General features: G+C 74.2%; 12 protein-coding genes. 1 reads left to right on the top strand and 11 read right to left on the bottom strand.

All coding sequences use genetic code 11. The annotated features are described in order from the left end of the window. Window positions 1–52 precede the first annotated feature (52 nt). Both ilvA and AC1RNL_RS08685 read right to left on the bottom strand, forming a co-directional pair. Entirely contained in the window at window positions 53–1,345 is a 1,293-nt protein-coding gene (gene ilvA, locus AC1RNL_RS08690) for a threonine ammonia-lyase (RefSeq protein ID WP_492935005.1), read from the bottom strand. After that, window positions 1,342–2,493 (bottom strand): AI-2E family transporter, encoded by a 1,152-nt coding sequence (locus tag AC1RNL_RS08685; protein ID WP_246991948.1) that lies wholly within the window; start codon window positions 2,491–2,493, stop codon window positions 1,342–1,344. Before AC1RNL_RS08685 ends, ilvA begins: the two co-directional genes overlap by 4 nt. 70 nt (window positions 2,494–2,563) lie before the next feature. On the opposite strand from AC1RNL_RS08685, the gene AC1RNL_RS08680 reads away from it, so the two are divergent. Next, window positions 2,564–3,784 carry a winged helix-turn-helix domain-containing protein gene (locus AC1RNL_RS08680; RefSeq protein WP_492935004.1) on the top strand — a complete coding sequence of 407 codons (1,221 nt, stop codon included), beginning with the start codon at window positions 2,564–2,566 and terminating at the stop codon, window positions 3,782–3,784. Between the two features lie 610 nt (window positions 3,785–4,394). On the opposite strand, the gene AC1RNL_RS08675 is transcribed toward AC1RNL_RS08680, so the two are convergent. The 9 genes from AC1RNL_RS08675 to AC1RNL_RS08635 form a co-directional block, all read right to left on the bottom strand. Continuing rightward, window positions 4,395–4,946: a LemA family protein gene (locus AC1RNL_RS08675; protein WP_310126087.1), complete on the bottom strand. Its 552-nt coding sequence runs from the start codon at window positions 4,944–4,946 to the stop codon at window positions 4,395–4,397. A gap of 19 nt (window positions 4,947–4,965) precedes the next feature. Continuing rightward, window positions 4,966–6,258 carry a D-arabinono-1,4-lactone oxidase gene (locus AC1RNL_RS08670; protein WP_310126090.1) on the bottom strand — a complete coding sequence of 431 codons (1,293 nt, stop codon included), beginning with the start codon at window positions 6,256–6,258 and terminating at the stop codon, window positions 4,966–4,968. Then, complete coding sequence (locus AC1RNL_RS08665; RefSeq protein WP_492935003.1) at window positions 6,255–7,472, bottom strand: alanine racemase; 1,218 nt, start codon at window positions 7,470–7,472, stop codon at window positions 6,255–6,257. The genes AC1RNL_RS08670 and AC1RNL_RS08665 overlap by 4 nt, the downstream gene beginning before the upstream one ends. Further along, window positions 7,469–8,068: a TetR/AcrR family transcriptional regulator gene (locus tag AC1RNL_RS08660; RefSeq protein WP_246991956.1), complete on the bottom strand. Its 600-nt coding sequence runs from the start codon at window positions 8,066–8,068 to the stop codon at window positions 7,469–7,471. The genes AC1RNL_RS08665 and AC1RNL_RS08660 overlap by 4 nt, the downstream gene beginning before the upstream one ends. Window positions 8,069–8,176: 108 nt before the next feature. Continuing rightward, on the bottom strand, window positions 8,177–9,511 hold the full coding sequence (locus AC1RNL_RS08655; RefSeq protein ID WP_246991958.1) for an NAD(P)/FAD-dependent oxidoreductase: 1,335 nt from the start codon (window positions 9,509–9,511) through the stop codon (window positions 8,177–8,179). 43 nt (window positions 9,512–9,554) lie between these two features. Continuing rightward, window positions 9,555–10,052, bottom strand: coding sequence for a DUF501 domain-containing protein (locus tag AC1RNL_RS08650; RefSeq protein WP_492935020.1), 498 nt, complete (start codon window positions 10,050–10,052; stop codon window positions 9,555–9,557). Between the two features lie 32 nt (window positions 10,053–10,084). Beyond that, window positions 10,085–10,543 carry an FtsB family cell division protein gene (locus AC1RNL_RS08645; protein ID WP_492935002.1) on the bottom strand — a complete coding sequence of 153 codons (459 nt, stop codon included), beginning with the start codon at window positions 10,541–10,543 and terminating at the stop codon, window positions 10,085–10,087. Between the two features lie 50 nt (window positions 10,544–10,593). Continuing rightward, window positions 10,594–11,874 carry a phosphopyruvate hydratase gene (gene eno / locus AC1RNL_RS08640; RefSeq protein WP_400529428.1) on the bottom strand — a complete coding sequence of 427 codons (1,281 nt, stop codon included), beginning with the start codon at window positions 11,872–11,874 and terminating at the stop codon, window positions 10,594–10,596. Between the two features lie 462 nt (window positions 11,875–12,336). Then, a complete protein-coding gene (locus AC1RNL_RS08635; RefSeq protein ID WP_492935001.1) occupies window positions 12,337–13,560 on the bottom strand; it encodes a histidine--tRNA ligase in 1,224 nt (407 codons plus the stop codon). Window positions 13,561–13,574: the final 14 nt, after the last annotated feature.

The following is a 13,574-nucleotide window of genomic DNA, read 5'->3' as shown; positions in this document are numbered from 1 at the left end:
GAGGGCCCCGCGCTGCGCGGGGCCCTCCGTCGTGCGGCAGCGCGGCTGCGGCCTAGAGCACCTGCGGCTCGTAGCCCGCGCGCCGCAGCGCCTCGAGCACCCGCTCGGCGTGCTCGGGCCCGCGCGTCGTGACCGAGATGTCGATCGAGACGTCGGTGATCGACGTCCACGCGTCGTGCTGCGTGTGCAGCACCTCGACGACGTTGGCCTGCTCGTCGGAGACGATCTGCGCGATGATCGCGAGCTGGCCCGGCCGGTCGGGCAGGGCCATCCGCACCTTCAGGTAGCGCTGCGAGGCCGCGAGACCGCGCGAGATGACGCGCTCCATGAACAGCGGGTCGACGTTGCCGCCCGAGAGCACCGCGACCGTCGGGCCGTCGGCTGTCACGAGCCCGGTCATGATCGCGGCGATCGCGACCGCGCCGGCGGGCTCGACGACGAGCTTCGCGCGCTCGAGCAGCACGATGAGCGCCCTCGCGATGTCGTCGTCGGAGACCGTGACGACCTCGTCGACGGCGTCGCGGATGATCGAGAACGGCAGGGCGCCGGGGCGCGCGACCGCGATGCCGTCGGCGATGGTCGGGCGCGTGACGATCGTCGTCGGCTCCCCCGCCGCGAGCGAGTCGACGTAGCTCGCCGCGCGCTCCGCCTGCACGCCGATGATGCGGATCTCGCGGCCGTCGAGCGCGGCGCGCTGCCGGATCGCGGAGGCGACCCCGGCCGCGAGCCCGCCGCCGCCGATGGGCACGACCACCGTCGTCGCATCCGGCACCTGGTCGAGGATCTCGAGGCCGAGCGTGCCCTGCCCCTCGATGATGTCGGGGTGGTCGTAGGGCGGCACGAAGGTGGCGCCGGTGCGCTCGACGTGCTCGATCGCGGCCGCGAGCGCCGTCTGGAAGTCGAGGCCACGCAGCTCGACCGCCGCGCCGTAGTCGCGCGTCGCCTGCAGCTTGGGCAGCGCGACGCCGACGGGCATGAAGATCGTCGAGCGCATGCCGAGCTCGGTCGCGGCGAACGCGACACCCTGCGCGTGGTTGCCGGCGGATGCGGCGACGACGCCGCGGGCGCGCTGCTCGGCGTCGAGCTTCGCGAGCATGTTGTAGGCGCCGCGGATCTTGTAGGCGCCGGTGCGCTGCAGGTTCTCGCACTTCAGGAACACCTCGGCGCCGAGCATGCCGCTCAGGTAGCGCGAGCGCTCCATCGGCGTGACCTGCACGACGTCGACGAGGCGCGCGCGGGCGGCCTCGAACCCGGCGAGGTCGGGGCCGGGCAGGGCCGACCCGGTCAGGGCCGGGGCTGCGGTGCCGGGCAGCGCGGCGGCTCCCGGTCGGGTCGTGTCGGTCATCGGACGACGTCCTCCACGGATGGGTCGGGGTTGGTGCGCCAGGATCCGGTCGCGATGGTCTTGACGAAGTTGTTGAGGAACGCGACCACCGGCACGGCGAAGAACGCGCCCGCGATGCCCGCGATCGTCGAGCCGGCGCCGACCGCGAGGACGACCGCGAGCGGGTGCACCTTGACGGCCGTGCCCATGATGAGCGGCTGCAGCACGTGGCTCTCGATCTGCTGCACGAGCAGCACGATGCCGAGCATGATCACCGCCGGCCAGAAGCCGAACGAGACGAGCACGACGAGCACCGCGATCGTGCCCGTGACGATCGCGCCGATGATGGGGATGAACGAGCCGAGGAAGACGAGGATCGCGATCGGCAGCACGATCGGCATGCCTCCCTCGAAGAACAGCCCCAGGATGAAGGCGCCGAGGCCGATGCCGACCGCGTCGATGAACGCGACGAGCACCTGCACCCGCACGAAGTTGCCGAGCGTGACCCACCCGGCGCGGGCCGCGCCGTCGGTGGCGGCCTGCGCGTTCTTCGGCAGCACGCCCACGAGCCAGCGCCAGATCCGCTGGCCGTCGGCGAGCACGAAGATGAGCGCGAAGAGCGTCAGCAGCACGCCCGCGAGGAAGTGCCCGACGGACGAGCCGACCGACAGCGCGCTCGAGAGCACGGAGGAGACGTCGTCACGGATCGTGCCGATGATGTTCGTGCCGAACCCCTGCAGATCCTGCTCGTCGATCTCGAACGGGAGCGACAGGATCCAGCCCCGCGTCTCATCCCAGAACGCGACCGCCTGCTCCTGCAGCGCCGGGTACTCGTCGCGGATCTGCGAGACCGCGAGCCAGCCGAGCGCGACGACCCCGACGAGCAGGCCCACGATCGACACCGCGACCGCGAGCCCGCGCGGCCAGCGGGCGCGCACGAGGCCGTCGACGACGGGCAGCAGCGCGGTGGTGATGAGGGCCGCGACCAGCAGCGGGATGACCACGATGCGGAAGACGACGATGAGCCAGATGACGATCGCGGCGGCCGCGGCGACGGCGACGAAGCGCCATGCCCAGGCGCCGGCGATGCGCATGCCGCGCGGCACCACCTCGTCGACCGCTCCCGAGGGCGCGTCGGGCCCCTCGGGCGTGGAGCGTCGGAGGACCATTGGTCGATCCTACGGCGCGGGACGGTCACGGCGCGGGCATGCGTCGGCGGCCGTTGCTAGCCTCCGAGGCGTGACCGCAGCCCGCATCTCCGCCGCCCAGGCGCGCCGCATCGCGATCGCCGCGGGCGGGCTCGACGGGGCGCTCCCCGGTGAGCGGGGCCGCACCGGCGCCAAGACGCTGCAGCGGGCCATCGCCCGGCTCGGCCTCCTGCAGGTCGACTCGGTGAACGTCTTCGAGCGCAGCCACTACCTGCCGCTGCTGAGCCGGCTCGGGCCCTACGACCGCACGGCGCTCGACCGGCTGCTGCACCACGACCACGGGCGGCGGCTCGGCGGCTACACCGAGTACGTCGCGCACGAGGCCGCGGTCATCGACGTCGCCGACTGGCCACTGTGGGCGTGGAAGCGGCAGCAGCCGATGCGCCCGAGCGACGAGCGGTGGGCCGCCGAGCACTCGACGCTCATCGACGGCGTGCTGTCGGAGTTCGCCGAGCGCGGGCCGATCCGGCCGAGCGAGATGGAGCATCCGGCGCACGAGCGGCTGCCGGGCGGGTGGTGGAACAAGTCGGATGCGTACTGGGCGACGGCCGTGCTCTTCCGGCGCGGCGAGCTGGTCACCGTGGGCCGCTCGCGGTTCGAGCGCCGCTACGCGGTCGCCGACGCGGTGCTGCCCGAGGCCGCGCGCGGGGAGGTCGAGCGCGGCGAGGCGCACCGGGTGCTCGTGGCGCGCGCCGCCGAGGCGTACGGCGTCGCGACGCTCGACGACCTCGCCGACTACCACCGCCTCAAGCGCGCCGAGACGCAGGAGGCGGTGGATGCGCTCGTCGACGCGGGCGAGCTCGAACCGGTGTCGGTCGAGGGCTGGGGCCGCCCCGCCTACCGGTGGGCGCGGGCGCGCAACCCCCGCCGCGTGCGCGCGACGACCCTGCTGTCGCCGTTCGACCCCATCGTCTGGCACCGCCCCCGCGCGGAGCGGCTGTGGGGCTTCGAGTACCGCATCTCGATCTACACGCCCGCGTCGCAGCGCGCGCACGGGTACTACGTGCTGCCGGTGCTGGTCGACGACGAGCTCGTCGGCCGCGTCGACCTCAAGAGCGACCGCCGAGCCGGCGTGCTGCGCGTGCAGCACGCGACCGTCGAGCCGTCGCACGCCGCGCGGGCCGGTGAGCTGGCCGAGCGGCTCGCGCCCGCGCTCGCCGAGGCGGCGGCGTGGCAGGGCCTCGGCAGCGTCGAGGTGACGGGACCGGGCACGTGGGCGCGCGAGGTCGCGGCGGCGGTGCGGCGGGGCTGACGCCGACCCCGTCCCCGCTTGGTCGAGGAGCGCGCCGGCGCAGCCCGCACGCGTCACGAGACCTGCCGCACAGCGCCCCCGGGTGGTCTCGAGACGCCGCCTGCGGCGGCTCCTCGACCAGCGGAAGGGGCCGCGCTTGGTCGAGGAGCGCGCGGGCGCAGCCCGCACGCGTCACGAGACCGGTCGCACAGCGCGACCGGGTGGTCTCGAGACGCCGCCTGCGGCGGCTCCTCGACCAGCGGAGAGCGCCCCGCTTGGTCGAGGAGCGCGCGGGCGCAGCCCGCACGCGTCACGAGACCGGGCGCACGGGGCTAGCGGGTGGTCTCGAGACGCCGCCTGCGGCGGCTCCTCGACCAGCGGGGAAGGGTCGCGCTCGCGCGGGCGGAGCCCGCACGCGTCACGAGACCAGTCGCACGCGGCTATCGGGTGGTCTCGAGACGCCGCCTGCGGCGGCTCCTCGACCAGCGGAGAGCGGTCGCGCTTGGTCGAGGAGCGCGCGGGCGGAGCCCGCACGCGTCACGAGACCAGTCGCGCGCGGCTATCGGGTGGTCTCGAGACGCCGCCTGCGGCGGCTCCTCGACCAGCGGGGGGGATGCCGGGAGGGGTCGGGTCAGAACTGGATGCGCGGCGGCTCCGCGACGGCGCCCGCCTGGTCGACCTCGAAGAACTCGCGCGGCACGCCCGCGGCGCCCTTGAACAGCGACGTCGGGAACCGGCGGCCCTTGGCGTTCAGCTCGCGCGCGCCCGTGTTGTAGTCGCGGCGGCGCGCCTGCGCCTCGTCGTCGAGCGCCGCGAGCGCGGCACGCGCATCCGCGGCCGCCGATCCCGTGGGCTGCGACCCGGCCGCCTGCACGAGCGGGCGCAGCGCCCGCTGCACCGCGGCCTCCGCCTCGGCCTTCTCCCCCGGCAGTCGAGCGCTCTCGAGCCGGCCGAAGGCATCCGCCGCCGTGCGGCGCTGCCCCTCTTCGGCGGTCGACAGCAGCGGATCGGCCACGCCGCGGCGGCGCTCGAGCGTCTCGGCGAGGGCGCTCCAGCGCGCGTCGACCGTCTCGGCGAGGCGCCGCATCGACGCGGCGGCCGAGGCCGTCCACACGACGAGGACGAGCACGACGACGACGATCGCGCCGATCGCGATCCAGAGCCAGAGGAGGGGGTCTTCCATGCCCTCCACTGTAGGACGGTCAGGCCCCGAGCACCCTGCGCGTCCACGAGCTCGCGAAGACGCGCGCGGGGTCGAGCTCGTCGCGCGCCTGGGCGAACGCGGCGAAGCCCGGGAAGCGCTGGGCGAGCTCGGGCGCCCGCAGCGAGTGCAGCTTGCCCCAGTGCGGCCGGCCGTCGTGCGCGAGCAGGATGGGCTCGACGATCTCGAACAGCGGCCGCGGATCCTCGCGCCACCACCGGTGCGCCGCGATGTAGCCGGTGTCGCGCCCGAGCGCCGTCGACAGGTGGGCGTCGTCGGCGGCGGCGGCGCGCAGCTCGAACGGGAACGTCAGCACGAGGTCGGCGCGCCGCAGCGCCCGGTCGATCTCGCGCAGCGCCTCGGGCACGGCCTCGACCGGCAGCCCGTACTCGAGCTCGCGGAACCGCACCGCGCGCGGCGCCGCGAACACCTCGTGGCTCGGCTCGACGAACCTCCCGCGCGGCAGCAGCCGCGCCGACAGCTCGTTGAGCGGCGCGGCCGTCGCGGGCACGAGCGCGCCGAGCGCGAGCAGCGCCCGGTGGCCGACGTCGGTGAGCAGCCGCTCGTCGACGAAGCGGCCGACGGCCGAGCGCGGCCGGAGCGGCCCGTCGACGCGCGTGTTCGACTTCGTCGCCGCGACCCGCGTGGCGGCGAACCAGTAGCACTCGAAGTGGTCGGTGCGCTCGAGGAGGCCCATCCAGTCGTCGAGCACGGCGTCGAGCGCCACCGTCGTCTCGACCGCGTCGAGCGCGAACGCGGGCACGCACTGCAGCGTCACGTCGACGAGCACGCCCAGCGCCCCGAGCCCCAGCCGCACGGCGGGGAGCAGGTCGGGCCGCTCCTCGTCGCTCACGCGCACGAGGCTGCCGTCGCCCGCGACGAGCGTCGCCGCGACGACGGATGCGCCGATCGAGCGGTGCGCGAGTCCCGTGCCGTGGGTGCCGGTCGAGATCGCGCCCGCGATCGTCTGCACGTCGACGTCGCCGAGGTTGTCGAGCGCCAGCCCGTGCTGCGCGAGCAGCAGCGACAGGTCGCGGATGCGCGTGCCGGCCAGCACCGTCGCCCGCCGGCGCTCGCGGTCGACGTCGAGCAGGCCGGTGAGCCCGTCGAGCCGCAGCTGCGCGTCGTCAGGCCGAGCGGCGCCCGAGAACGAGTGCCCGCTGCCGACGGGGCGCATCGTGCCGCCCCGCGCCGCGACGCGCTCGACGGCGCGGCGCACCGACTCGATCGTCCGCGGCGCGTCGACCTCGCGCGGCTCGGCCCGTTGCGACCGGGCCCAGTTCGTCCACGTCACAGCAGCGCCCTCCCCTCGCCACGGTACGTGGGGATGCTGGTCACCACCTGGTCGCCCGAGACGACGTGCAGGCGGTCGGTGCGCTCGCACAGCTCGCCGGCCTTCGCATGGCGCAGCCACACGCGGTCGCCGAGCCGCAGCCGGTCGGCGGCCTCCCCGAGCACGGGCGTCTGCACCTCGCCCGCCCCCTCGCGCGGATCGAGCCGTATGCCCTCCGGCCACGCGACGAGCGGCTGCTGGTCGGCGCCCGCGGGCCCGGAGGCGACCCAGCCGCCGCCGAGCAGCGTCACCGAGCCCGGCCCCGGCCGACGCACGACCGGCAGGGCGAACGCGAGCGCCGGCGCGGGCCGGAAGCTGCGGTAGCCGTCGAAGAGGTGGGGACCGAACAGGCCGCTGCCCGCCCCGATCTCGGTGACCGACGCATCCGCCGCCGTCGACTCGATCGATCCCGTGCCGCCGCCGTTGACGAGCTCGAGCTCGGCGACCTCGCGGACCGCGGCGATCGCGGCGCCTCGCCGCTCGCGCAGCTCGCGGCGCGAGAGCCCCTGCATGGCCCGCACCGCGGCGGCCGGCGCGAGCCCGCGCGACCGGGCGTCCTGCACGCCGGCGATCTGCGCCTCGTACGCCATCACGCCCACGAGCCGGAACCCGCGACGGTCGGCGACGGCCCGCGCGAGCGCGCGCAGCTGCTCGGGGCGGTGCTGGGGCGATCGCCGCACACCCGCCCGCAGGGGCCCCACCTCGAGCGACGCGTCGAGCTCGATCGCCACCCGCAGCTCGGGGTGGCCGGGAGCCGCGCGGTCGATCGCGTCGAGGTGCTCGACGCTGTCGACCATGAGCGTCACCCGCTCGCGCGCCAGGTCGTCGCTGGCGAGCGCGCGCAGCGCACCCCGGTCGACGGTCGGGTACCCGAGCAGCACGTCGTCGACCGTCGCGGCGAGCCAGAGCGCCTCCGGCAGCGTCGCGGCGAGCACGCCGTGCCAGCCGGGCAGGCGCAGCACCGCCTCGATCACCGGGCGGCTGCGCAGCGACTTCGTGGCCAGCCGCAGCCGCGTGCCGGCCGCGCGGCGCGCCATGTCGGCGGCGTTGTGCGCGAGCGCCTCGAGCGACAGCGCCGCGAACGGCCCGTCGAAGTGCGCGGTCGCCGCGTCGAGCCGGCGCCAGTGGCCCTCGGCGAGCCAGGGCGCCGCACCCTCGAGCCGGATCCCGCTCACGAGCGGTCGTCGATCGTGCGCCGCACGAGCGGCACGGCGGCCTCGATGAAGCGGTGGGATGCCTCGGTGTCGTGGGTGCGCAGCCAGCAGTACGTGAGGCCGTCGGTCAGGTGCAGCACGAGCGCCGCCGCGTCGCGGGCGGGCATCGCCGCGCTCGCGCCGAAGTGCTCGCGCAGGCCCTCCACCGCATCCGTCACGGCTTCGAGGTAGCGCTCCTGCACCTCGCCCGGGAGGTGCGCGAGCGAGGGCGTGCGGCTGCAGTACGCCATGATCTCCATGATCGCGAGCTCGTACTCGGGGTGCTCGAGGAACCGCTCGAACCACAGCGTGAAGATGGCGCGGATGGCGTCGTCGAGGGTCGCGCCCTCCGGCATCGCCGCCATGGTGTTCTCCTCGGGGCGCAGCGCCACGAAGGCGTAGGCCTCGCCGATCATCTCGTCGCGCGACGAGAACACGTAGTGGAAGGTCGCGAGCGGCACGCCCGCCTCGGCGACGATCGCCCGCACGGTTGCCCCGTGCATCCCCTCGCGCGCGATCACGCGCAGCCCTGCCTCAACGAGGTCCCGACGCCGCACCGCGGCCGGCTTCCGCGCCACGCGAGCTCCGTTCTGCACGCCTACTTGGACGGGCGTCCACGACAACGATACGACAGCGCCGCGCCCCTCGGAAGGGACGCGGCGCTGTCGTGTCGCGAAGAGCGGAGCCTAGGCGTCGACCTTCGGCTTCGGGCGCGACGCGAACGTCTCGAACGCCTGGCGCGGCACCTCGCGGTCGGAGAGCTCGGCGATGTCGCGACCCAGCCAGAAGTTGTTCCACCAGCCCGTGAAGACGCGGATCTTGCGCTCCCACATCGGCATCGCGAGGCCGTGGTAGCCGCGGTGCGCCAGCCAGGCCAGCGGCCCCTTGATGGCGATCTTGCCCTTCTGGAACACGCCGTTCCAGAGGCCGAGGCCCGCGACGGCGCCCTCGTTGTCGTGGATGTACTCGCGGGGCGCGTCGCCGCGCAGCACCGCGACGATGTTCTTCGCGAGCAGCTTCGCCTGGCGCACCGCGTGCTGCGCGTTGGGCACGCAGAAGCCGCCGGGGCCGGGGGTCTTCGACTTGTCGGGCACGGCCGAGACGTCGCCCGCGGTCCAGGCGTCGGGCACGACGACGCCGTCGCGTGCCACCTGCAGCGTCGCGAGCGCGGTGATGCGGCCGCGGTCGTCGAGCGGGAGGTCGGTGGCACGAACGACAGGGTTCGCCATGACGCCGGCGGTCCAGATGATGAGGTCGGAGCCGAAGCGCTCGCCCGTGGAGAGCTCGCACACGCCGTCGAGCGCGCTCTGCAGCTGCGTCTCGAGGTGCACGTCGACGCCGCGCTTGCGGAGGTCCTCGACCACCCAGTCGGCGGTCGAGGCGCTCACCTCGGGCATGATGCGGCCCATCGCCTCGACGAGGTGGAACGCGACGTCCTCGAACGCGATCTCGGGGAAGCGCGAGAGCAGGTGCGTGGCGAAGTCGCGCAGCTCGGCGATCGTCTCGATGCCGGCGAAGCCGCCGCCGACGACCACGACGGTCAGGAGGCGGTCGCGCTCGGGGCCGGCGGGCAGCGCCGCGGCCTTCGCGAAGTTCGAGATGAGGCGGTCGCGCACGGCGGCGGCCTCCTCGATCGTCTTCATGCCGATCGCCTCGTCGGCGACGCCCGGGATCGGGAAGGTGCGCGAGACGGAGCCGGCGGTCATGACGATGACGTCATACGCCATCGCGGTCGGCTCGCCGAGCTCGGGCTGGATCGTCGCGACCTTGGTCGCGTGGTCGACGTTCGTGACCTTCGCCTGCACGACGCGGGTGCGGCTCAGGTGGCGGCGCAGCGGCACGACCGCGTGGCGCGGCTCGATGGAGCCCGCGGCGACCTCCGGCAGGAACGGCAGGTAGGTCATGTACGACAGCGGATCCACGATGGTGATCTCGGCCTCGGCCTCCCCGAGCAGACGCTCGAGCCCGCGTGCGGTGTACAGGCCGGCGTAGCCGCCGCCGACGATGAGGATCTTGGTCAAAGCGCGCTTCTTCCCCGGTATCAGATGTGGATGTGGGAGCAGTCTATCGCGGGTGGGAGTCCGCGCCGGTCGCGCGCGGGCCCCGGTCCTCGGGCGGGCAGGCGCACACCTCGGGCGACCAGTCGGCGAGCGCCAGGGCGGCGTCGCCGATCGGGTTCACGCCCGGTCCGGCGGCGAGCGAGTGCGCGATCACCGCGTGCAGGCACTTCACCCGCGTCGGCATGCCGCCGGCCGAGATGCCGGCGATCTCCTCGACGTGCCCGTGGGCCTCCCGGTCGGCGAGGTACGCCGCATGGGCCGCGGCATACGCATCCGCCGTGTCCGGCTCCTCGAGCCGCCGCTGCAGCTCGGCCATCGTGCCGTCGGCCTCGAGCCGCGACGCGGAGGCGGCGGCGGCCGGATGCGTGAGGTAGTAGAAGGTGGGGAACGGCGTGCCGTCGGGCAGTCGCGGCGCCGTCACCACGACGGTCGGCGCGCCGCACGCGCAGCGGGCGCCGATGCCGAGCACGCCGCGCATCGTGCGGCCGAGCTGGGACGCCATGATCTCGAGGTCGCGCTCGGTGGCCGGGTCGATCACTGCGGCTCCCCCACCTCGGCCGGCTCGCCGAACGACGACGGCCCGTCGTCGGTCAGGCCCGCGACGAGGAACGACGTGGCGGTCGCGGCGACCCAGTCCTCGGTCGGCTGCTCGATCGTCGCCGAGGGCACGTCGGCGGAGACCGTCTCGAGCGCCGACCGGTCGTCGAGCAGCACGAAGCTCGTCTCGCCCGGGTAGACGAAGAACAGCCGGTCGCGCGCCTGCGCCTCGATGTAGGCGGGGTCGTCCCAGCGCGCCTGCTCCTGCTGCAGCGCCTCGACGTTCTCCTGCTGCGCCGTCACCTGCGCCTCGAGCGCGGCGATGTCGCGGCGCTGCTCGAGCAGCAGCCCGATGGAGGGCGCGAGCGTGACGACGCCGGCGAGGACGAGGCCGACCGCGACGAGCAGCAGCCACGACACGCGCAGCTGACCGGAGGCAGGACGGACGGAGGGCACCCGCCGAGGATATCGGCGAGTGCCCTCCGGTCGCGGCCGAACCGCGCAGGTCAGCCCTCGAAGCGCGGGAACGCGGCGGCGCCGGCGTACTCCGCGGCCTCGCCGAGGTCCTCCTCGATGCGCAGCAGCTGGTTGTACTTCGCGACGCGCTCGCTGCGGGCGGGGGCGCCCGTCTTGATCTGGCCCGCGTTCACGGCGACCGCGATGTCGGCGATCGTGGTGTCCTCGGTCTCGCCCGAGCGGTGCGAGAGCACCGACGAGTAGCCCGCCTGCGTCGCGATGCGGATCGCGTCGAAGGTCTCGGAGAGCGTGCCGATCTGGTTGACCTTCACGAGCAGCGCGTTCGCGGCGCCGCGCTCGATGCCGTCGACGAGGCGCTCGGGGTTCGTGACGAACAGGTCGTCGCCGACGATCTGCACGCGGTCGTCGAGGCGCTCGGTGATGCCGGTCCAGCCCTCCCAGTCCTCCTCGCTCATCGGGTCCTCGATCGTGACGAGCGGGTAGGAGTCGACCAGCTCGGCGAAGTAGTCGGACATGTCGGACGCCGACCGCTCCTGCCCCTCGAAGCGGTAGACGCCGTTGTCGAAGAACTCCGTCGCAGCGACGTCGAGGCCGAGCGCGATGTCGGTGCCGGGCGTGAAGCCGGCCTTCTCGATGGCCTGCACGAGCAGGTCGAGCGCCGTGCGGTTGCTCGCGAGGTCGGGCGCGAAGCCGCCCTCGTCGCCGAGGCCGGTCGAGAGGCCCTGCTCCTTGAGGATGCTCTTGAGCACGTGGTAGGTCTCCGTGCCCCAGCGCAGGCCCTCGCGGAACGACTCCGCGCCGATCGGCAGGATCATGAACTCCTGGATGTCGACGCCGGTGTCGGCGTGCGCGCCGCCGTTGATGACGTTCATCATCGGCACGGGCAGCAGGAACGCGTTCGGTCCGCCGAGGTAGCGGAACAGGGGCAGCTTCGCCGAGTCGGCGGCGGCCTTCGCGACCGCGAGCGAGACGCCGAGGATGGCGTTGGCGCCGAGGTTCTTCTTGTTGTCGCTGCCGTCGAGCTCGATGAGCGTCGCGTCGACGACGCGCTGGTCGTCGGCGGTGAGGCCCTCGATCGCCTCGGCGATCTCCTCGTTGACCGCGTCGACGGCCTGCTCGACGCCCTTGCCGGCGTAGCGGGCGCTGTCGCCGTCGCGCAGCTCGTACGCCTCGAAGGCGCCGGTGGATGCGCCGCTCGGCACCGCGGCCCGGCCGACCGAGCCGTCCGAGAGCAGCACCTCGACCTCGACGGTCGGGTTGCCGCGGGAGTCGAGGATCTCGCGCGCCTGCAGGGTGTCGATGAGTGCCACGGGTGCTCCTAGGGTTCGCAGTGGACGGCCGCTGACGAGCCTAGTCCTGGGCGCATCCCTGCACACCCGCCCGCTGCGGGCGGGGCATCTGCGCTCCCGCGCGCCCCCGCATGAGCGGCGCCTACCTGCATCGAGTGGCGCCTGCCGACATCGAGTGGCGGGTCCGGGGATCGAGTGGCGCCTCCGGACATCGAGTGGCGGGTCCGGGGATCGAGTGGCGCCCGCGGACATCGAGTGGCGCCTTCGCGACGGAATCGCGGATGTCGCCAGTGCAAGGGCCGGGCGTCACTCGATCGCGCGAACCGCCACTCGATCGCGCGGAGCGCCACTCGATCGCGCGGAGCGCCACTCGATCGCGCAGAGCGCCACTCGATCACGCAGGGCGCCACTCGATCGCGGGAAGCGCCACTCGATCGCGCGCAGCGCCACTCGATCGCGGGAGGCGCCGCGCGAGACGGCGACTCAGGCGATCGGCTTCACCTCGAGGCTCGCGGCCGAGTCGCCGGGGCGCACGAAGGCGAAGCGGGTGGCGCCGGATGCGGCGAGCTGCTCGAGCATGCCGGTCACGTTCTTCGTGCGGCGCTGCATGCGCACGGTCTCGCCCGCGGCGACGAGGTCGCGCTTGATCGCGAGCGCGTCGGCCGGCGGCGTCGCCTTGTCGACGAGGAGCGCGAGCGCATCGCGCGCGCCGCCCGCGGGCAGCTCGACGAGGTCGACGAGCCGCTCGAAGCCGAGCGAGATGCCGACCGCAGGCATGTCCTGGCCGAGGAAGCGGCCGATCATGCCGTCGTAGCGGCCGCCGCCGCCGATCGAGAACGGCAGCTCGGGGTGCGCGATCTCGAAGATCGGGCCGGTGTAGTAGCCCATGCCGCGCACGAGCGTCGGGTCGAACTCGAGGCGGATGCCGACGCGGGCGTCGAGCAGGGAGCGCACGTCGTCGAGCACGGCCGGGTCGAAGCCGTCCGGCAGCGCCGCGCCGTCGCGGATCGCGTCGAGCGTCGTGAGCAGCCGGGCGCCGTCGATGCCGCGGCTGCCCAGCTCCTCGGCCACGCCCTCGCGGCCGATCTTGTCGAGCTTGTCGACCGTGATGAGCGCGCCCTCGCGCTCGGCCTCGGGCACGCCGGCGTGCTCCAGCGCCGCGGCGAGGATGCGGCGGTCGTTGATGCGCACGAACGCGTCCGGGATGCCGAGCCGGGTCAGCGCATCCCCCGTCGCCGCGAGCAGCTCGAGCTCGGCCGCGATGCCCGGCTCGCCGGCGATGTCGATGTCGCACTGCATGAACTGGCGGAAGCGCCCGCGCTGCGGCCGCTCGGCGCGCCACACCGGCGCGATCTGGATCGCGCGGAACACCGGCGGCAGCGCCGCCCGGTGCGTGGCGATGAAGCGCGCGAGCGGCACCGTCAGGTCGAAGCGCAGCCCGAGGTCGGCCAGGTCGAGCGGCGCCGCGGCCGAGCGGAGGTCGTCGACGGCGAGGCCCCGGCGCATGACCGCGAACGCGAGCTTCTCGTTGTCGCCGCCCAGGCCCGCGTGCAGGCGCTCGGCGTCCTCGACGACGGGCGTCTCGATCTCCTCGAACCCGTGGTCCTCGTAGGCGTCCCGGATGACGCGGAGCACGCGCTCGCGGCGGCGCTTCTCGACGGGCAGGAAGTCGCGCATGCCGCGCGGCGGGTGCACCTGGGTTGCCATGGCGACCATTCTCC

This window comes from Agrococcus sp. GW821-FHT14H11, assembly GCF_058803545.1.
This window is presented reverse-complemented; position numbering and strand designations above follow the sequence as displayed.

Excerpts from the sequence above, each read along its gene's own strand:
- ilvA (WP_492935005.1), bottom strand. The coding sequence starts at position 1,345 with ATGACCGACACGACCCGACCGGGAGCCGCCGCGCTGCCCGGCACCGCA.
- AC1RNL_RS08685 (WP_246991948.1), bottom strand. The coding sequence starts at position 2,493 with ATGGTCCTCCGACGCTCCACGCCCGAGGGGCCCGACGCGCCCTCGGGA.
- AC1RNL_RS08675 (WP_310126087.1), bottom strand. The coding sequence starts at position 4,946 with ATGGAAGACCCCCTCCTCTGGCTCTGGATCGCGATCGGCGCGATCGTC.
- AC1RNL_RS08650 (WP_492935020.1), bottom strand. The coding sequence starts at position 10,052 with ATGGCGTCCCAGCTCGGCCGCACGATGCGCGGCGTGCTCGGCATCGGC.
- AC1RNL_RS08635 (WP_492935001.1), bottom strand. The coding sequence starts at position 13,560 with ATGGCAACCCAGGTGCACCCGCCGCGCGGCATGCGCGACTTCCTGCCC.